The sequence below is a fragment of the Roseateles terrae genome (genome assembly GCF_014192155.1).
In the GTDB taxonomy this organism is placed as follows: domain Bacteria; phylum Pseudomonadota; class Gammaproteobacteria; order Burkholderiales; family Burkholderiaceae_C; genus Roseateles; species Roseateles terrae.
This window is the reverse complement of the sequence record NZ_JACHXO010000001.1, coordinates 1,029,914-1,049,786: the sequence shown is the minus strand read 5'-3', so window position 1 is coordinate 1,049,786 and position 19,873 is coordinate 1,029,914. Positions and strand designations below refer to the sequence as shown.

Annotated in this window: 12 protein-coding genes; 4 read left to right on the top strand and 8 right to left on the bottom strand. The window is 69.3% G+C overall.

All coding sequences use genetic code 11. The features are described from left to right. Positions 1-12: 12 nt before the first annotated feature. The 3 genes from FHS28_RS04340 to FHS28_RS04330 are packed head-to-tail and all read right to left on the bottom strand — an operon-like array spanning position 13 to position 2,314. A complete protein-coding gene (locus FHS28_RS04340) occupies positions 13-1,095 on the bottom strand; it encodes a hydrolase 1, exosortase A system-associated (RefSeq protein WP_088448925.1) in 1,083 nt (360 codons plus the stop codon). Next, complete coding sequence (locus FHS28_RS04335) at positions 1,092-2,045, bottom strand: hydrolase 2, exosortase A system-associated (RefSeq protein WP_088448926.1); 954 nt, start codon at positions 2,043-2,045, stop codon at positions 1,092-1,094. The genes FHS28_RS04340 and FHS28_RS04335 overlap by 4 nt, the downstream gene beginning before the upstream one ends. 17 nt (positions 2,046-2,062) lie before the next feature. Next, positions 2,063-2,314, bottom strand: a complete 252-nt coding sequence (locus FHS28_RS04330; protein WP_088448927.1) for an acyl carrier protein — start codon at positions 2,312-2,314, stop codon at positions 2,063-2,065. 121 nt (positions 2,315-2,435) lie between these two features. Here FHS28_RS04330 and FHS28_RS04325 point away from each other — a divergent pair, with 121 nt between their 5' ends. The 4 genes from FHS28_RS04325 to FHS28_RS04310 all read left to right on the top strand — a co-directional run bounded on the left by FHS28_RS04325 (position 2,436) and on the right by FHS28_RS04310 (position 7,391). Next, the gene (locus FHS28_RS04325; RefSeq protein WP_088448928.1) at positions 2,436-4,088 is read left to right on the top strand and encodes an acyl-CoA ligase (AMP-forming), exosortase A system-associated; all 1,653 of its coding nucleotides are present in this window, start codon (positions 2,436-2,438) and stop codon (positions 4,086-4,088) included. Beyond that, positions 4,075-5,343 (top strand): pyridoxal-dependent decarboxylase, exosortase A system-associated, encoded by a 1,269-nt coding sequence (locus tag FHS28_RS04320; protein ID WP_088448929.1) that lies wholly within the window; start codon positions 4,075-4,077, stop codon positions 5,341-5,343. Before FHS28_RS04325 ends, FHS28_RS04320 begins: the two co-directional genes overlap by 14 nt. Before the next feature lie 13 nt (positions 5,344-5,356). Beyond that, positions 5,357-6,445 (top strand): acyltransferase family protein, encoded by a 1,089-nt coding sequence (locus FHS28_RS04315; RefSeq protein ID WP_088448930.1) that lies wholly within the window; start codon positions 5,357-5,359, stop codon positions 6,443-6,445. Positions 6,446-6,512: 67 nt separating this feature from the next. Further along, a complete protein-coding gene (locus FHS28_RS04310; protein WP_184294129.1) occupies positions 6,513-7,391 on the top strand; it encodes a sialate O-acetylesterase in 879 nt (292 codons plus the stop codon). 6 nt (positions 7,392-7,397) lie between these two features. On the opposite strand, the gene FHS28_RS04305 is transcribed toward FHS28_RS04310, so the two are convergent. From FHS28_RS04305 to FHS28_RS04285, 5 genes are all read right to left on the bottom strand, one after another. Then, the gene (locus tag FHS28_RS04305) at positions 7,398-9,308 is read right to left on the bottom strand and encodes an acid phosphatase (protein ID WP_184294271.1); all 1,911 of its coding nucleotides are present in this window, start codon (positions 9,306-9,308) and stop codon (positions 7,398-7,400) included. 248 nt (positions 9,309-9,556) lie between these two features. Next, the gene (locus tag FHS28_RS04300) at positions 9,557-9,925 is read right to left on the bottom strand and encodes a VOC family protein (protein ID WP_088448933.1); all 369 of its coding nucleotides are present in this window, start codon (positions 9,923-9,925) and stop codon (positions 9,557-9,559) included. A 48-nt stretch (positions 9,926-9,973) separates the two neighbouring features. After that, entirely contained in the window at positions 9,974-10,672 is a 699-nt protein-coding gene (locus FHS28_RS04295; RefSeq protein ID WP_088448934.1) for a helix-turn-helix transcriptional regulator, read from the bottom strand. Between the two features lie 95 nt (positions 10,673-10,767). After that, positions 10,768-19,587 carry a GH36-type glycosyl hydrolase domain-containing protein gene (locus FHS28_RS04290; RefSeq protein ID WP_184294127.1) on the bottom strand — a complete coding sequence of 2,940 codons (8,820 nt, stop codon included), beginning with the start codon at positions 19,585-19,587 and terminating at the stop codon, positions 10,768-10,770. Continuing rightward, complete coding sequence (locus FHS28_RS04285; protein ID WP_184294125.1) at positions 19,584-19,793, bottom strand: hypothetical protein; 210 nt, start codon at positions 19,791-19,793, stop codon at positions 19,584-19,586. The genes FHS28_RS04290 and FHS28_RS04285 overlap by 4 nt, the downstream gene beginning before the upstream one ends. Positions 19,794-19,873 lie beyond the last annotated feature (80 nt).

The window sequence follows — 19,873 nt, the reverse complement described above, 5'->3', positions numbered from 1 at the left end:
GCGGGTCTCCATTCAGTCCGCGGCCAGCGCGGTGGCGAAGGACAGGGTCCAGGCTTCCACCTGCGCCCGCCAGGCGGCGCTGGCGAAGGTGTGATCGGCTTCCGGCAGATCCTCGCGGCGCAGCCGGGGACGGTTGAGCACGCCTTTCCAGGCGCCGCCGCCGGTGCGGCACAGGTCCAGGAATTCCTTGGCGACCAGGTCGTCGCCGGACAGCATCAGCAGCACCGGGCCGGGGAAGCGGCGCAGGCCTTCGGCCATGCGGACGGTGTAGTGCGTCGTGCGGGCGCTGCGGCGTGCGGGGGCGCGGCTGCTGCCGGGGCCGCCATGAGCGGTGGCGCGGCTGCTCGTGCCGCTGCCATTCGGGGCACTGCTGGTGTCGTGAGTCGTGGTGTGGGCAGATTCCAGCGATGCGCCGCCCCGGGCCTGACTCAGCTTGCCCAGGAGCTCGCGTGCCGCGGCCCACCCCACGCGACCGCTGAGCAGCTTGCGCCAGAACGACCCTTGGCGGAGCCGATCCCAGTAGTAGTGGCGCACCTGCGCGCGGGCGAGACTTTCCTCTGTCCGGACCCAGGGATTGGCGAGGCACAGGCCCGCCACGCGCGGGTCCGCGCGGCCCTGCACATACAGCAGCGCGGCGGACGCGGCGTCGCACAGCCCCCAGATCACGACGCGACGCAGGCCGGGACGTTCCCGCTGCCAGTGGTCGATGGCGGCGGCGATGTCGTCGTCGATCTGCTCGAAGTCGCGGGCCTCGCCGGTGGCGTCGCCCATGCCGCGGTAGTCGATGCGCAGGCAAGGCACTCCGCCTGTCGCCAGCGCGCGTCCCAGCAGGGTGAACTGTCGATGGCAGCCGACGCGGTATTGCGGCCCGCCCACGATGAGCAGGACACCGAGGTCACCCGCGATGCCGTTCGTCCTGGAAGCGGCGCCGCTGCTCGCATCTGCCACGGCCCGCACCGTCCCATCAGCGCCAGAGGCCGCGCCAACGCCTGCGCCCTCGACGCCGGCTCCGACGCCTGCGGCCGGCTCCGACAGGATGCCGAGCAACTGGTCGCCGTGGCAGTCGACAGTGAACACGGTGTCGCGGTGGTTCATGCGCAGACTTCCGTGGATGTTGTTGGCGTTGTTGTGCGAAGCATCGCCTGGACGCTTGCGGCGATCAGATCGGGTGCCACCTCGATTTCGGTCGCGGCCCAGAAGGAGAGGCCTTTGACGGCCCTCGCGTGAACGTCGCAGCCCGCGGCGGCCCAGGCTTGCGACGCGGAAGCACCCGCAGGCGACAGGGCCGGTTCGTCACGCAGGCTGGTTTCCAGCCAGACCACGCGATGGACCGGTCGTCCGTCGCCAGCGGCATCATGGGCACCATCAGCGCCATTGACGCCATCAAAGCCTGTGGCGACATCAACGCCATTCGCGCCATTCGCGCCACCTGCCACAGCCGGCGGTTTCAGCTGCGCCTGTTCCAGTCCAGCCGCCAGCGCGGGCGAGAGTTGATAGCCTGCAATCTCCACCGGCTGGCCCTGGTCCAGCTGGCTGCGCAGTGCCTGCATGGCACCCTTGGCCTGACCGCCGACCAGATCGGCCGCCACCTTGAGGCGGAGGAACTGCTGCAGCTGCAGCTTGCCCGCCGTGACGGGCTGCCACAGCAGAAGATTCACCGGCCGTCCCGCCGCTTCAAGGGCCGCCGGTACGAGCAGCGCCCCGGCCCTGACGCCCCACAGCCACAACGGCGCCGGTCGGGTCGCCAGCCACTGGATCGCCAGATCCATGTCCTGGTTCCAGTCGCCCCAGGTCGCGTCCCCGAAGTCGCCGCTGCTGTCCCCGCAGCCCAGCAGGTCCATCATCAGCACGTCAAAGCCAGCGGCGGCCAACGCCCGGCTGCCCAGCGCCAGCATCCGGCGCGACTTGTTCAGTTCTTCCCCGAACGGCGGCAGCAGCAGCACCTGCCCCACAGGCGTGGCAACGCCCTGCGCGGCATAAAAGACGCACAGGCGCTGGCCGCGTGGGCCGGCATCCAGGAAGAAGCTGCGGCACGCGGCGGTCATGGCCGGTCAGGCGCCGTTCAGGCGGCCCGCTTGCCGTTCAGGAAATCCGTCAGCGCACCCACCGTGGCGAAGGTGGAACCGTCGATCTCGTCATCGTCCACGACGATGCCGAACTGTTCCTCCAGCGCGGTGATCAGGCTGACGACGGCCATTGAATCGAGCTCGGGCAATGCGCCCAGCAAGGCCGTGTCCGGCGTGAAGGTCTTGGCACGCCCCTCCAGGCTCAGGACGTCGTCCAGGATGTCCAGCAGATGTTCTTGTGTGTTCATGTCGGGCGGAATCTTAACCGTCGCCCCCTGGGCGCACGCCCGCCAAACGCCCCCCCATCCCAAGGGGAGACCCTCAGCCGCGTGCATTCTTTCCGGGGGGCTGCATGAGATACTTTTTTCCATGCCTGCCCTCGACAGCCACCTGCTTCCGCACCTGATCCGGTGCAGTGCCGACCGCGACCCGGCCGCCCCCGCCCTGCGGGACGGCGCCCGGTCGCTGACTTATGGCGAACTGGCCACCCAGGTGGAGGCGGTGGCGAATGGCCTGCTGAGCCTCGGACTGGGCCGCGCGGAGCGGGTCGGCATTTACCTGGACAAGCGGCTGGAGACCGTGGTCGCCAGCTTTGCGGCGCCTGCGGCGGGCGGCGTGTTCGTGCCGATCAACCCGATTCTCAAGGCCGAACAGGTCGGCTTCATCCTCCGGGACTGCGATGTCCGCGTGCTGATCACCACCCGCGACCGCTGGGTCACGCTGCAACCGGTGCTGGCGCAGTGCCCGTCGCTGCGTCAGGTGGTGCTGGTGGATCCGCCCGCGGAGGCTGGCGGGGCTGCGGGCACCGTGGGTACTTCCGTGTCGTCGGGTCCGGACCGCGCCTGGGTCCGTTATGCCGACCTGCTGGACGCCCCGGCGCGCCCCGCCCACCGGGTCATCGACACCGACATGGTGGCCATCCTCTACACCTCCGGCTCCACCGGCCGCCCCAAGGGCGTGGTGCTCTCCCACCGCAACATGGTGGCCGGCGCCAAAAGTGTCGCGAGCTACCTGGGCAATCGGGCGGACGACCGGCTGCTGGCAGCGCTGCCGCTGTCCTTCGATGCCGGTTTCAGCCAGCTGACCACCGCCTTTCACAGCGGCGCATCGGTCACGCTGCTGAACTACCTGATGCCCCGGGATGTGCTCAAGGCCCTGGAGCGCGACCGCATCACCGGCCTGACGGCCGTGCCGCCGCTGTACATCCAGCTGACACAGCTCGAATGGCCGGCGGCCATCAATGAACACCTGCGCTACTTTGCCAACACCGGCGGCCGCATGCCGCGCGAGACGCTGGGGCTGCTGCGCCAGCGGCTGCCATCGGCGCAGCCGTTCCTGATGTATGGCCTCACGGAGGCCTTTCGCTCGACCTATCTGCCGCCGGAAGAAGTGGACCGCCGACCGGATTCGATCGGCAAGGCGATTCCGAATGCCGAGATCCTGGTGCTGCGCGAAGACGGCACGCCCTGCGCGCCGGATGAGCCGGGCGAGCTGGTCCACCGCGGTGCGCTCGTCGGCATGGGCTACTGGAACGACGCCGAGAAAACCGCCGAGCGCTACAAGCTGCTGCCTGCCGGCACCCCCGGTCGCGAGGCCGGCCTGCAACTGCCGGAATACGCGGTGTTCTCCGGCGACACGGTGCGCATGGACGCTGAAGGTTTCCTCTACTTCATCGGCCGCCGCGACGAAATGATCAAGACCTCCGGCTACCGGGTGAGCCCGACCGAGGTCGAAGAAATCCTCTATGCCACCCAGCTGGTGGGCGAATGCGTTGCTTTCGGGGTGGACCATGCCAGCCTGGGGCAGGCGATCCAGGTGATTGCCACGCCGCCTGCGGGGCGTGACGCGCTGGACACGCAAGCCCTGCTGGCCGCCTGCCGCGCCCGCATGCCGGCTTACATGATGCCCGCGGGGGTGCATGCCCGCAGCGGCCCGCTGCCCCGCAATCCCAACGGCAAGATCGATCGCAAGCTGCTCAGCACCGAGTGGATCGCGGCACTGGAATCCGATGCAAAGTCCTGACAAAGAAGCGGTGAAAGAAACGGTGCGTCAGCCGCCGCAGCATGCGCCGCTGGTGCAGTTCCCGGTGGTTGCGGGCCAGTTGCAGATCGGCGGCCAGCCGCTGACCCGCCTGGCGGACCGCATCGGCCGCACGCCGTTCTACGCCTATGGACGCGAGCAGCTGAGTGCGCGGGTGAAGTCGCTGCGCGAGGCGCTGCCAGCGGGCATCGAGCTGCACTATGCGATGAAGGCCAATCCGATGCCGGCCGTGGTCGGGCACATGGCGCGGCTGGTGGACGGCATCGACGTGGCCTCCGGCGGCGAGCTGCAGGTGGCGCTGGATGCCGGGGCCGACCCGCGCGAGATCAGCTTCGCCGGCCCGGGCAAGAGCGAGCTGGAGCTGCGCCAGGCGCTGGCGGCCGGCATCCTGATCAATATCGAGTCCTTCCGCGAAGTGACCTTGCTGGCCCGCCTGAGCGCGGAGACGGGCTATGCCGCCCGGGTGGCGGTGCGGGTCAACCCAGACTTCGAGCTGAAGTCGTCCGGCATGAAGATGGGCGGCGGCCCGAAGCAGTTCGGCGTGGATGCGGAGCAGGTGCCGGACCTGCTGGCGCAGATCGGCCAGGCAGGACTGGGCTTCGAGGGCTTCCACCTCTTCGCCGGTTCGCAGAACCTGCGGCCGGAAGCCATCATCGAAGCGCAGCAAAAAAGCTTCGAGCTGGCATTGCGGCTCGCGGAATCGGCGCCGGCACCCGTGCGCACGCTGAATCTGGGCGGCGGCTTCGGCATTCCGTATTTCCCGGGGGAGCAGCGCCTGGACCTTGCCCCCATCGGCCAGAACCTGGCGGCACTGCAGGCCCGCGCAAAGCAGGAACTGGGCGGCACGCGGCTGGTCATCGAGCTGGGGCGGTATCTTGTCGGTGAAGCCGGGGTGTATGTCTGCCGGGTGGTGGACCGCAAGGTCTCCCGCGGCCAGGTGTACCTGGTCACCGACGGCGGGTTGCACCATCACCTGGCCGCATCGGGCAATTTCGGCCAGGTCATTCGCAAGAACTATCCCCTGGCCATCGGCAACCGCATGGACGCCGAGATGGAGCCCGGTGTGTCGGTGGTGGGGCCGCTGTGCACGCCGCTGGACCTGCTGGGGGAGCGCATGTCGCTGCCCCATGCCGAGCCCGGCGATCTGGTGGTGGTGTTTCAGTCGGGGGCCTACGGCGTCAGTGCCAGTCCGCAGAACTTCCTGAGTCACCCGGCGGCGGCCGAGGTGCTGGTGTGAGGCCGCGGCGGTCATGAGCGGGTCGGCGCGCCGGCTGGCGCAGCTCGATGCCCTGCGCGGTGTCGCTGCGCTGCTGGTCGTGGGCTTCCACTACACCACCCGCTATCAGGACCTGTATGGGCACACCAGCGCGCCGCTGGTGTCCCTGCCGTGGGGCCACTACGGGGTCAACCTGTTCTTCATGATCAGCGGCTTCGTCATCTTCATGACGCTGGAGCGCACCCAGCGGCCCATGGACTTCGTGGTGTCCCGCTTCAGTCGGCTGTATCCGGCCTATTGGGGTGCGCTGCTGCTGACCTTCGGATTGACGCATCTGCTGGGCCTGCCGGGCAAGGAAGCCGGGTGGCCGACCTTGCTGGCCAATCTCAGCATGGTGCAGGAACTCGCCGGCGTGGCCCATGTGGACGGGGTGTACTGGACGCTGACGGTGGAGCTGCTGTTCTACGCCTGGGCGCTGCTGAGCTGGCTGCAGGGCGGAGGACGGCGTCTGTGTCAGGTGCTGTGGGTCTTCCTGGCCGTGCGGGCGGTGTATCTGCTGGCGGCCAGCGTCGCCGGCATCGATCTGCCCTGGGTGCTGCAGCGGTGGATGCTGTTGCCCTACATCGCCTGGTTCGCGCTGGGGGTGGCGGTGTATCGGCTGACCCGCGTGCCGACCCATCAGGCGTGGGGGCGAGCTTCCCTGGTGACGTCGGTTCAGGAGTTCTTCTCACAGGCTCGTGCCGCGCGGGCGGACTGGAGCCTGGTGATGGCAGCCATCGCGGTCATTGCCTTGGGTCAGGGGCTGGCCGTGGGTGCATTGGCCTGCGCCTGCCTCGTCCTGCTGCATGGCGCGGCGCGGGGACGCTGGGTCTGGCTGGAGCATCGGCTGTGGCTCTGGCTGGGCAGCGTCTCCTACACCCTCTATCTGCTGCACGAGAACATCGGCTGGGCGCTGCTGCGCCGGCTGGAGGGCCTGGGCCTGTCGGCCACGGTGTCGATCGTGCTGGTGATGGCGGTCGCTTTGTCGCTGGCCCACGGGCTCACCCACCTGGTGGAGCAGCCCGCCATGCGATGGATCCGCCGTCGCTACCAGCAGCACCAGTTGCGCGAGGCGGCCGCATGAGCGGGCGGCGTCTGCGCAGGCGCTACCCGGCTGTTCTTGGCCGGGGCCTGCGGTGATCGAGCGTCCGATGCGCCGCCGCCAGTTCGGCTGGGCCCTTGCCACCGGCACGCTGCTGGCGGTCGGCGCTGCAGCGGGCCTGAAACTGTGGACGGATGAACGCCGTGCCGACCAGACGCTGGAGAGCCGCGTGAAGGCCATCCAGCCGATTCCCCAGGGCGCCGCCAGCTGCGATGCCTGGCTTGCCGGCCGGATGCCGCTGGTGCTGGTGGCGATGGGGCAATCCAATGCCGGCAACCATGGCGACCTCACGCCGCAGAGTGGTCGCCGACCCGCCCTCCCGGTGCTGCACCAAGGGCGGTGCGTGATGGCGCAGGAGCCTCTGCCGGGAGGGACTGGATCAGGCGCGAGTCTGTGGTCCACCTTGCATCAGCGACTGAACGGCACCTGGGCTAACAAGCCCATCGTCTGGCTGGTCATCGGGGTGGAATCCACCCGGCTCGACGATTGGACGGATGCCCGCAGCCCGCTGCGACGGGTGTGGGAACGGGAGGTCGACGCGGCCGTCGCCACCGGCTGGCCCATCGCGGGTGTGCTGTGGCAGCAGGGCGAGGCCGATGCCCTGAGCGGCACCAGCACCGAGGACTATGCGCAAGGCTTGCGCGACTTGCGAGCGATGACGGAAGCCCGTGGGTTGCCGGGCCCCTGGTGGCTGGCCCGCTCGACGCTGTGCCCCCCCGGGGCGCGGAAACACGAGCGCGATGAGATCCGCGCCGCGGTGAAGGACCTGGTGGACGAGCCGACCCATGGTTTTCGGGCCGGCGCCGATACCGACACACTGACCGGCTCCATGAGAAACGGCTGCCACTTCAGCGCCGAAGGCGTGGAAGCAGCAGCCGCGTTGTGGCAGAAGGCGCTGGAAGCGAAGCCGTCGCCGGATCGCTCCTGATCGGCCTCAGCCCTCGATCTTGATGCTCAGCGTGGTGCCGGTGTAGCTGGTGCTGATCTTGCTGAAGCCGTCCACCGTGACGGTGCTGTAGCGGCCGGCCAGCGAAGCGCCGGAGAGCACCTGAAGCGTGTCTCCCGCCTTGACGACGGTGCCCTTGGCAAACTTCACCGCCAGCGTCGCGCCGTCTTCCACATTGACGGCGCCTGCGGCCACCAGACGGCCTGCGCCGCTGCCGCCCAGCACCACCTGCAGCGTGGCGCCCGCGCGCTGACTGAACTTGCCACCAACGGCGACCTGCGGCGCTGCGGCGTTGCTGATCAGCGTGCCGCCGGCCAGATACACGTCGCCCTTGCCCAGCGCCGAGGCGCTGTCGGCGGAGATCACCCCGGCCTTCAGCACCAGGCCGCCGGAGAAGGTGTTGGCACCGCTCAGATGCAGCGTGCCCGTACCGGCCTTGGTCAGCTTGCCGGCGCCGCTGATGTCGTTGCGCCAGCTGTCCTCGGCGTAGAAGCCGCCGAGCGACGCATCCATCGTCAGGTCCACGTCGCCATTGAAGGCGCCGTACCCATCGGCCGCAGCCACATAGTTCAGGCGGCCCCAGCCTTCGGCATCGTCCATCACCAGCCAGCCGGAGGGCAGGGCGGTGGTCTTGAGCACCACACGGCGCTGATCGGCGCTCAGGTAGGGCAGGCGGGTTTCCAGCAAGACTTCCGCACCTTTAGGCACCACGGCAGGCTTGGTCTTGTCGCCGGTCTGCGGCAGGCCGAAGCTCATGCGGCGCAGGGCGTTGGCGCGCAGCGTGGTCCAGTCGTTGAAGCGGTCATCGGCGGTGCTGGCCGAATGGGCGTAGGTCTGCAGGGCGGCGAAGGAACTCACGCCGGCAGCGGACTGCATCACCGATTGCGCCTGCTGATAGGCGGTGGCCTTGATGGCAGCGTCCGAGCCGTTGGCGATGGAAGCGGCCGCGGAGGCCTGGCCCAGGATGCGGCCACCGATCACGTCCATCGGCGAATGCATGCCGGCCAGGATGCGGTTCTCGCCCAGCTCCAGCGAGCGGGCCATCATTTCCTGGAAGCGCTGCGGCACCAGATAGGCCATCGCCAGCGCCTTGCGCACACCTTCGGCGGTGTGGCCACTGATGTAGCCGCCGTCCGTGGTGGGCGTGCTGCTCTTGGCCGGCACCAGTTGCGGCACGACGATGACGTTGCTGCTCCAGCGCCAGGGGCGGGCGTACTTGTAGAAGCGCTTGGCCGGCTCGGTGGAAGCGTTCTCGCCGACGTTGTTGATGAAGTCAACGGCCAGGCCCAGCGTCTTGTTGCCTGCGGCGGTGCTGATGCCGACTTCGGCGCCGGTGTCGTTGTAGAGCACCGTGGTGGCGTCCGCCGGCATGCTGGTGATGGTGGTGGTCTGGCCGGCAGCGGTGCGCCAGGCAGTGGTCAGCGGGCCCATGCCGTCGCTGATGCTGTAGCCCTTGCCACGGCGGTCGTCCAGGTAGGCGGCCAGGGCCTGCGCGTCGGTGCGCCCGGCCGTGGCGGTGACCACGTACTGGATGTTGGCGTTATGGGCGGCGGCGTCCAGGACCTTGCCGTCGGTGGCGTCGCCGGGGATGCCGGTCCAGGTGGAGGCGGTCACGGCGGGGAAGCTGCCATTGGCGGGCGCCGTCACGCCGGCATCGACGATCAGCGTGCTGGGCTGCCAGACCTTCAGGAAGCCGGAGACGGCGCGCACGCCGGCATTGGTCTCCAGCGTGGCGTAGCGGGCGTCGCCGCGTTGGTTGGTGGCCGAGTTGTCGACAAATGCCGGCACCGTGGCGGCGTCCTGCACGGCGGCGGTGTCGGTGGTGCCGAGGCCGGCCGGGGCCGCGGGCAAGGTGGCAACGGCGTTGTCGTCCCCGCCATCGCCGCCGCATCCGGCCATCAGGAAGCCGGTCAGCAGCGCCAGCGTGACGGGCCGCAGCGGGAAGCGATGCAGGGGCGAGCCGGAGGAGACGAAGCCGGCAGGGAAGAGCGAAGCGCGCATGTGGTGGACCGGGAGACCGGGGAGGTTGGTGGAAAAACCGCCGCACTCTAGGCACCGGATATGTCGGGCGCGTGAAAAGTATGCTTTTAAGTCAAGCGGTCCACTTCGCAGGGCCCTGCATGTCTTCGCTTCACCCCATCACGGCTTCACCGCTCCCCGGGCGCAAACACCCGCAGCCGATGCCCGTCCGGATCGGCGACGGTGAAGGTGTAGCCAAAATCCATGCGGGTGAGCGGCTGCAGCACCTGGGCGCCGGCGGAGCGCCAGGCGTCGAGGCGTGCTTCGACCATCGCATCGTCCTTCACCGCAATCGCCAGTTCACTGCCACCGGGGAGCGTCGCGGCGGGCTCCACGCCGGCCGACGCCCACAGCCCGAGCATCACGCCCGATTCCAGTGAGAGCATCGCAAAGGTGGGTGACGCTTCCACCGTCGGCGCGCCCAGCAGGCGCGAATAGAACGCGGCGCTGTCGGCCGGGCTCTTGACGTACAGAAGAATGAAGTTGGGGTGGTTCATGGCAGCTGCCTTTCGGTTGGTGTGCCGCCATGCTAGGAATCGGGTCTGTCAATTTCCGTCAGCAGCCGGCACGCCTTCCTGTTCCCGCCAGGCCTTGATCAGCGCGGTGCGCCGCTGCGGATAGCGCTCGTCCAGCACCTGTGCACCGGTGACACGGTCCGCCCGGAAATGGCGGTGGGTGCCGCGCAGCTCGCACCAGGCCACCAGCACCTGGACGTGGTCGAAGAAGCCCAGCGCGAAGGGCCACACAATGCGCTCGGTGGTGGCGCCCTTGAGATCCCGATAGGTCAGCCGCAGCTTGTGTTCGCTGCGGATGGCCTGCCGCAGCAGGGCCATGAGGTCGCGGTCCAGACCGGGCGCGTCGGAGCGGCCGGCCATCAGCGTGGTGGTGTCCATCTCGTGCCGCAGATGGGGCGGCAGTACCGCGCCGATCTTCGCCAGCGCGTCCCGGGCGGCGGCCGCCAGCCGCGTATCGTCCCGGCTGCTGACCCATCGCGAACCCAGCACCAGCGCCTCGATCTCCTCGACGGTGAACATCAGCGGCGGCAGCAGGAACCCTTCACGCAGCACATAGCCCAGCCCCGGCGCGCCATCAATGCGTGCGCCTTGCGATTGCAGCGTGGCAATGTCCCGGTAGAGCGTCCGCAGGCTGATGCCGAGCTTGGCAGCCAATGCATCGCCAGTGACGGGATGCCGATGACGACGCAGCGTCTGGATCAGTTCGAGCAGCCGGGCGGAACGGGTCAAGGGCAGGGCTCCGGAAGACAGGGAGGCGGGAAGGCGAGGAGGCGCATCCTACCCTGCGCGTCCCCGCCCGCCTTCCCGGCATCAGCCCTTCCGGATCAAGGCGCTGCGGCCTCGTCCGAGGACGCCCCTTCCGGCAGCGGCACCCGCTCGACCTGGCTGACCACGACCAGCGGCGCATCGTCGGTCAAGGCGTTCAAGTCGATGGGATCGCTGGTCTGCACTCGGATGGCGGCAGGCTCCTGCGTCATGACGGCACGAGCAGCCGTGTCGTGCGCGCAGACGATGACGCGATGCCAGCGGCCGTCATGGCGCAGCCGCACCTCGGCCCAGTCCCAGTGCACCGGCAGACAGGCCCGCACCCGCAGGCGCCCCTGTTCCACCACCACACCGCAGATGGACTCCAGCGAGGCCCGCAGCAACCAGCCTGCCGAGCCGCTGTACCAGCTCCAGCCGCCGCGTCCGACCCAGGGCGCATGGGAATAGATGTCGCCGGCCATGACGTAGGGCTCGATCGCGTACGTCGGGCCCAGTCGCGGATCGGCCCAGCGGTGGGCGGGACTGAGACCGGTGTAAACCTGCCACATCGTGTCCCGCTGCCCCAGCTGCGCCAGCGCCATCAATGCCCAGACTGCCGCGTGGTTGTACTGGCCGCCGTTTTCCCGTACGCCCGGCGCATAGGACTGGATGTAGCCCGCACTCGGCTCCGACACCGCCAGCGGCGGATGCAGCAGCCGGGCCAGTCGTGCGACGGGATCCAGCAGATGCGTGTTGGCGCTGGCCATGGCCTGCTTCGCATGGTCCGGATCGGCGGCCTGCGTCAGCACCGCCCAGCTCTGTGCGATCAGGTCGATCTTGCATTCCGGATTGGCGGCAGACCCGAGCGCCGAGCCGTCATCGAAGAAGCCGCGGCGGTACCACTGGCCGTCCCAGCCGGGACCGTCCAGTGCGCGCACCCAGCCGTCACGGGCGGTCGTCCAGCGCTGGGCGCGTTCGCTGTCGCCCCGGGCCATGGCCAGCGGCGCGAAGTCCTCAATCACCTGACAGAGGAACCAGGCCATCCAGACCGACTCGCCCCGGCCTTCATGGCCGACGCGGTTCATGCCGTCGTTCCAGTCGCCGGTACCGAACAGCGGCAAGCCGTGGGCGCCGCTCTCCAGGCTCCGGTCGATGGCCCGTGCCGCATGCTCATACAGCGTCGCCATCGGGCCGTCGGTGCGCGGCGTTTCGTAAATGTCCTCGGCGCCTTCCGGCACGGGCTGGCCCATCAGGAAGGGCACCTGCTCATCCATCAGCGCCAGGTCGCCGGTCCGGGCCGCATAGTGCGCCAGGCCGTAAGGCAGCCAGAGGCGGTCGTCCGAGAAATGCGTACGCACGCCGGCGCCACCCGGCTCATGCCACCAGTGCTGCACGTCGCCTTCCGGGAACTGACGGGCCGCACTGCGCCGCAGCTGGTGCGCCAGCAGTTGCGGGGCCACGTCGGTCAGGGCCATCGCATCCTGCAACTGATCGCGATAACCGAAGGCGCCACCGGCCTGATAGAAGCCGGCACGCGCCCACATGCGGCAGGCCAGCGTCTGGTAAGGCAGCCAGAAGTTGGTCAGTGCATCGAAGCGCGGGTCCGGCGTGCGGACCTGTCGGCCGCCCAGCAGCTCCGGCCATTGCGCGCGCTGCGCAGCCAGGCGCTGTGCGGGGTCGACCTGCCACGCCGCTTCCATCAGTTCATGGGCCGCATGAGGCGAGGGCGCATGGCCCAGCAGCACGGTGAAGGCGCCGGTCTGACCCGGGTCGACGTCCAGCCGCGCGGCCAGACCCGCGCAGGCGTCCAGTCCACCGCCGCAGCGCTTACCCAGCACCGTCGGCACCACCAGCCGTCCGGAGGCGTCGAAGAACTCCCGGCGGTCGCAGGTCCAGTCCTGGGTGTCCAGGCGCATGCGGGCCGTGGCTTCCGGCGCCACACCCGCATCGTTCGGTTGTCGCGGACGCAGGCTCAACGCGGCGGTGGCCTGTCCGAAGCCGCCCAGCTCATCCAGCTGCGTGGCGCACAGGGACAACGCACGCTCCGGCTGCGGCAGTCCGGCGCCCACGGCGCCGACGGTCAACCAGTCGCTGCGTGTGGTCACCGACAGCCGCTCGCTGCGCGCGCTGCCCATCTGCCATTCGGCCATGGCCACCAGCCGCAGACGGCGACGTTCCGATGCCGAGCTGCGGATGTCCACCTGCAGCTGCTTCACCGAGGCCTCGCGGTCCACACACCAGCACAGGCTGATGTCCAGATCGTCCAGCTGCTGCCGGATGCGGCTGTAGCCGATGCCGTGCTCCACCTGCAGCGGAGCCTGATCCAGCACATGGCGGCCCAGGCACCAGACGCGCTGATGGTCCAGGTCGTGCAGCAGCAGCCACTCGCCGGGTGGGTCCAGCAGCGGATCGTTGGACCACGGCGTGACCTGATGCATGCGGCTGTTGCCCGCCCAGGTGTAGCCCGCGGCCACGTCTGTCACCTGGCAGCCGAAGTCCGGATTGGCCAGCACGTTGACCCACGGCCGCGACGGATGCCGCGAGGCCGAGACGTCGAAGCGGAAGCCGCCATGGTCGGGATCGAACTGTCCATCCGGTGTGCGCGGCGGTGCCGCCGGATCGGGCAGCAGGGGCAAGGTCTGGGGAACCACCATGCGCGCCGCGTCGTCGGCCGGACGCAGATCCTCGAGCCAGCGTTCCACTTGCTGCGCCAGGTTGCGCCCGTCGGCCTGCAGGCGGATGCGGATAAGGGCATGCAGGGTGAAGCGCTCATCGGTGCTGAGGTCGTTCTCGCGCAGCACATGCAGGGCGGAGCGCAGATTCGCCGGACGCCCCTGATGCTGGCTTTCCAGCCGGGCCTGCAGCGCGGCCAGGGCCTGCTGCACCGGCGCCAGGTAGGACGACGGCTCTTCGTTCAGCACCACCAGGTCCACGCCCACCGAATGCGAGGTCCACATGCGCAGCGCCTTCTTCAGCGCCCGCACCAGGTCCAGGCCTTCTTCACCGACGATCTGCACTGCGATGATCGGACGGTCCCCGGAGATGCCGAAGCGCCACAGCAGTCGTCGGTCGCAACGTCCGATCGATTCGCGGGCATGCAGCGGCTCGCGCGCCGCCTGTCCGGTGATGAGGGTGTTGAGCTGGAGCAACGCGCCCCAGGTCGCCGTGTCGAACTGCAGTTCCCGCAGGCGGATGCCGCCCATGGTGTGGGACATCGCCGCGCTGCGCTCCAAATGCGCCGCCTGGCGGTACTTGTCCACCAGCGCGTGCAATTGGTCCAGATCCCGCGACGCGGCGGTGCAGAAGGTCATGCGCAGGGTGGTGCCCGGCGGCAGTTCAATCTTCAGCTTGATGCCGGCGACCGGATCGAGGCCGGTGTCCAGCAGCCGTCCGGGTTCTCCGGCGGAGGTGACATCGGCTTCGTTGTCCACCACCGTCACGCCTGCATCGCCCGCAGGGCGCGTCGTGCTGCCGTAGCGGCCGAGCCAGCGGGCGCGGTCGGCGATGGGCGTCACGTCGTGGATGCGGGCCTGCGGTCCGGTGGGTGCCTTGGCGTGGAGCGGATGACCGGGAGTGTTGGCGGGCGTCTCGTCCGGCACCATGAAGAAGACGGCCCGCAGGGCTGCTTCGTCGAAGAGCCGTGGCCGACGGCGCAGGTGCAGGGCATGTTCGCCCGCCACCCAGCGTGCCTGGATGAACAGGTTGGAGAAGGCCGGATGGGCCTCGTCGCCGCGCTGCGGTGCCAGCGTCGCTTCGAAGCAGGAGGCCAGCTCCAGCTCCATCGGCGCCGTGCCGGTGTTGCACAGCTCGACCTGGCGCAGTTCGCAGTCATCTTCCGGGCTGACCCAGACGGTGGTGCAGCTGCGCAGATCCGCCCAGCGGGCTTCGAACAGCACCCGCTCCGCCTGCATGCGGCAGTGGTAGCTGGCGCGCGGGTCCGGCGCGGGACGGGCGCTGGCACTGAACCATTCCACTTCGCCCTGACGGCGCAGGAAGAGGAACTGTCCATGCTGATCGCGGAGCAGGTCGTCCCGCCAGCGACTGACGCCAGTGCCATCCCAGCTGCTGTAGCCGCCACCGTGGCTGCGCAGCACAACGGCATAACGGCCATTGGTCAGCATGTGGGTCAGCGGCAGCGCCTCGCCCAGGGGCTCGGTCTCGCGCACCATGCGGGCCTTGCGCAGCTCGCGGCGGCGCGGCAGCACCTCCGGCGCGGGGACGGCCAGTGGCGTCACTTCACGCGGCGCACGTTCATGCAGCAGCGTGGCGACGGCCTTGATGTGCGGATCGCTCATCAGCCAGCGGCGCGGCGCTTCATCGGCCAGGACATTGGTCAAGGCCACGAAGCCCATGGCCTGGTGATGCGCCATGTAGGTCTGGACCAGGGTGAACGGCGTGCCGGCGGTCTGTCGCTGCGGGGTGTAGTCCACCGATTCGATGAAGCCGAAGCTGCCGCGCGCGCCCAGCCGCTCGAAGGCCTGCAGGTTGCGCACCACGGTCGAGGGCGCCACCACGCTGGCCATGATGGCCGCATAAGGCGCCAGCACGCGCTCCTCGTTGGAGAGGCGCGCCAGCGCCAGCGTCTGGATGCCTTGCGGTCCGTACTGGTAGGCGAGGGTGTGGTCCTGGCCTGCGATGGCGGACTCGGAAATCCCCCATGGCGTGCGGCGTCCCTGCGCTTCGGCCTGCTGCTCGGCCACCGCCGTGCGGATGGCTCGGCCCAGGGCACTGGCGGCGGGTTCACGCAGCACCAGCGACGGCATCAGGTACTCGAACATCGAGCCGGACCAGGACTTCAGGCCCAGTGAGGCGTCGGGTGTGTTGCGGGCAAAGAAGGGACGGCCCAGGGACCGCCAGTGCTCGGGCGGCAGGTCGCCCTTGGCGATGCCCACGAGGCTGGTCAGGCGGGCTTCGCTGGCCAGCAGGTCGTAGTGGTTGTCGTCCAGTTGCTGGGCGTCCGCGCGCCAGCCGATGCGCAGCAGGCGGCGCTCCGGGTCGAACAGCGGCCGGTAGTCTGCTTCCAACGCCATGCAGCGGGCGCGATCGGCCAGAAGGCGCAACTGCGTGCGGGCCTGCGCGAGCGGCGCGCCCTGATCGCGCCAGTACGACTCGAGCTGCGCCACCAGATCGCGCACCAGCCAATGCAGCGGAGTGTCCAGGCCGGTGGGCGTCGGGGCCCGGTCCGGCTCCGGAGGCAGGTCATTGGGCACGGGCAGCGGCTTGCCGTCGGCATCCAGCCCGGCGGGCGAGGCTTCCCCGACTTCCGCGCGAGCAGCTTGCACATGCCCGGACAGCAGCGCCTGCTGTTCTTCCACCCCGGCATCCAGCACCTCCAGTGCCGACAGGGCTTCGACCAGCGCGGTGCTGGCGGGCAGCATTCCGCCGCCGGCCAGCGGCGGCTGATGGATGCGCAGGCGGTGCAGGGTCTGCTTCAGGGCCTGCCGGGTATTGCGCGCGATCGACTCCGAGGGTGTGTCGATCAGCATCTCGCAGGCCCGTGCCACGGCCAGCAGGTGGCCGGAGCAGTTGCCGCTGTCCACGGCAGAGACATACCCCGGCGGCAGCACGGCCAGCGTCTGGGTGTCGTACCAGTTGTAGAAATGGCCCTGCCAGCGGTCCAGCCGGTCCAGTGTGTCCAGGGTGGCGCCCAGACGCTCGGTCATGCTGACCAGGCCGATGAAGCCCAGTTCACGCGCACAGGCCACCGTCAGCAGGTAGATGCCGATGTTGGTCGGCGAGGTGCGATGCGCCACCAGCAGGTGGGGCGTGAGCTGCACGTTGTCGGGCGGCAGGTGATGGTCCTGCGGTCCGACATGACGGTCGTAGAAGCGCCAGGTGTCACGGGCGAGCTGCCAGAGGTAGTCGCGGCCCTGCGGGTCCAGCATGGGTTCCGGATCCTGCACGGCGGGACGGGGACGGCTGGCCCACCAGATCCAGACCGGCGACAGGGCCCACAGCAACAACAGCCAGACGGCCGCCGTGCCATCGACCGGCGCGCCCAGCAGGTCGGCGCAGATCAGCAAGGCGCCGATCACCGCGGCAGAGACCGGCACGCGCAGATGCTGGGCGATCAGCGCCGGCAGTTCATGCTTGGCGGCCGCCTGCGCCGCAGCGGCGGTGGTCCATTCGAGCAGGTGGCGACGGGTCACCGCCTGGCGCCACAAGGCGCGGCCGATGGCATCCAGGTACAGCAGACCCAGATGCAGCAGCAGCGCCATATGCCAGGCGGCGAGGGCGACGGCGCGGCCAAGGTCCGCCCCGGTTTCGCGATAGAAGTGGCGCAGCGCCAGGCCTTCGCGGCTGGGCACCAGGCCCGCCAGCGCGCCGACCAGCGGACCGATGCTGAAGGCCGCCGCGACCAGGGCCAGCGTCAGCCCCAGCGGCAGCGCGTCGGTGGCCAGCACCATCACGATCAGCGCCAGCGACAGCGGGGCCACCAGCGAGCGGCGCAGGTTGTCCAGCAGCTTCCAGCGGTTGATCGCGCCCAGGCGATAGCGACGGGTGTTGAAGAGGAAGGGCAGCAGCTGCCAGTCGCCGCGTGTCCAGCGGTGCAGACGGGCATGGGCCGCGTCGGCGTGCATCGGTGAATCTTCGACCACGGTGATGTCGGACACTCCGGCGCAGCGTGCAATGCTGCCCTCCAGCAGGTCGTGGCTCAGCACCTGGTCTTTCGGCAGGCGGCCGGTGAGCACCGCATGGGCGGCCTGCACGTCGATCAGGCCCTTGCCGGTGAAACTGCCTTCGCCAAACAGATCCTGGAAGATCTCGGAGCTGACGGCACTGTAAGGATCAATACCGAACTGGCCGCCGAAGAGTCGGTGGTAGGGCGTGCCGCGGTGGTCCTCCGGTATCGGCGCGAGCACCCGCGGCTGCAGGATGGCGTAGCCTTCGACAATGCGCAGCCCGTCGGTGGACAGGCGCGGACGGTTCATCGGGTGGGCGGCGGTGCCGACCAGCGAGCGCAGACGGCCCGGGGGCATGTCGGTGTCGCTGTCCAGCGTGATGAGGTGGCGCACGCTGGCGCCGGGCACCGACATCGGGCCCAGATCCAGGAAGGGCGATGCGGCCTCGGGGGTGTTGAGCCATTGCAGCAGCTGCTCCAGCTTGCCGCGCTTGCGCTCCCAGCCGATCCACTTGCGCTCGGTCTTGCACCAGGTGCGCGGGCGGTGCAGCAGCAGGAAGCGCAGCCGGCCGTCCGGCAGCGGACCGTGTCGTTCGTTCAGGGCAGCCACCGCCTGAACGGCGGCACTGATGATGGCATCGTCGGTGGCACGGTGTTCTTCGACGGCGTCGGAGAAGTCGCTCAGCAGCGCGAAGCGCGCATGTGGCTCACGATTGGCGAGGTAATGCTGTTCCAGCTGGGCACACAGCGGCGCGATGGTGCCGGGGCCTGGGAACATCACCGGCATCACCACCAATGCGCCCTCGGCAGCGGGAATGCCTTCGGAAAAATCCAGTCGGGGCAGACGCACCGGCTTGGACAGCTCGCTGATCCAGCGGTTGGTCAGGGCCACCACGGCCTCGCTGATCGGTCCGGCGGCCAGAACGGCCACCAGCACCTGCCAGCCCAGGCCCAGGTCCGGCCGCATGTGCCCGATGAGCCAGACCAGCACGCCGGCGCTCAACACCGTCAGGCCAAGCAGATAGGCGGCGGCCCATCGCTCGCGCTGAGCCGGTTCCACCGGCCAGCCGGCGCGTGCGCGGATGCCCAGAATCGACAGCAGTTGCGGACGACCCGCGCCGCGCCACCAGTAGATGGGAGCACTGCGGCGGTCGGTGTCGATGGACGTGCTGGCGGTTCGGGTGAGCGTCAACAGCTCCTTGGCTACTTCCAGCTCGCTGCGCCCGGACTTGCGGGCCAGCTGTTCGATCTCGTGCAGCGTCAGATCCTGCGTCTCGGTGGCTTCGGCGGCATACACCGGCGACTCGGCCAGGGTCTGCATCACCGGGCTGACGGCTTGCACCAGGCGGCGCCAGTCGGTCTGGTCGATGCGGCGCAGGGCGGTGATGGCGTTGCGGATGCTCTGCAGGTCGCGGATGGATTCGTCCTGCTGGCGGGCCAGCGCCTGGGCCGGCGTTGGCAGACGCGTGCTCAGCCAGGCGCGCAGCTCGCCGCCGAGGCCGGAGGGCAGCTCTTCCAGGCGGTGGTCCAGTTGCAGCCAGAAAGCTTCCAGCACGCCGCGTTGGCGCATGCGGGGTTCAAGGTCGGTGACGGCGGCCAGGCCGGTCCTGGCCGGATTGCCGTCGTACCAGTGATGGACGACATCACGCGCGGCCTGCAGCGTCGCAAAGCGCTCGGCGAGGCGGCGAAGGTTTTCCACCAGCACCACCCGCAAGGTGGTGGGCAGCGCCCACATCTCGGCCAGGGATAGCGCGCGCTCTTCCTGGTAGGCTTTGAGGTAGCGGGTGAGCAGATCGATATCGAATCCGCCGTCGGTATGCGCCACCCAGGCCCAGGCAATGCCGTAGATGCGCGGGAGGCCGGCCAGCGGCTCATCGCGCAGGCGCGGCAGCAGCCGGAAAAAGCCGCGGGGCAAACCGCGGCGGACCTGGTCGGTCTGCTCGTCGATCAGCGTGGCGTTGTCCAGCAGCCATTTGCCGGCGGCGCCGAGATGGCGATAGTCGCGGGAGCGTTTCTCGATCAGCGCGCGGGCCTGCTGCAAAACCGCCAGGTTGTCGTCCAGGCGGGGGAAGAACCGACTGGCGCCTGCCGTGCCTTGCACCGCCTGCGCCTGGGCCAGGCTGCGGCCGTGTTGCTCGAAGCGGGCCGCGCCGAACAGCACCGAGCGCACCGGAGGCTCCAGTGCGCCGAGGGCGGGGTCCAGCAGGGCCAGTTCTTCCTTGATCTCCGGGGGTGTGGGCGACGGCGCCCGATCCGGCGCCGACACCTCAGCCTTCATAGCCAATGCGCCACCACTGCCAGCGTGGCAGCCCCCAGGGCGGCCGTGGTTGCCAGGCGCGGCAGGATCATGCCGTGCAGGCGCTCCGCCCAGACGGAGACGCCAAACCATCGGCCTCGAGCCTTCGCACACTGCAGCACGTGGCGCTGCAGCGCCTTCGCCTGGTCATTCACCGGCAAAGAAACGGAGGCGGCAGGGTTGCTCATGATGTGTCCTTTGTTCAAGTTTGAAACTGCGCGTTTCAATGGCAAGCAGCATGCCCGCCAGGAACAAAGAAAAAGCCCCA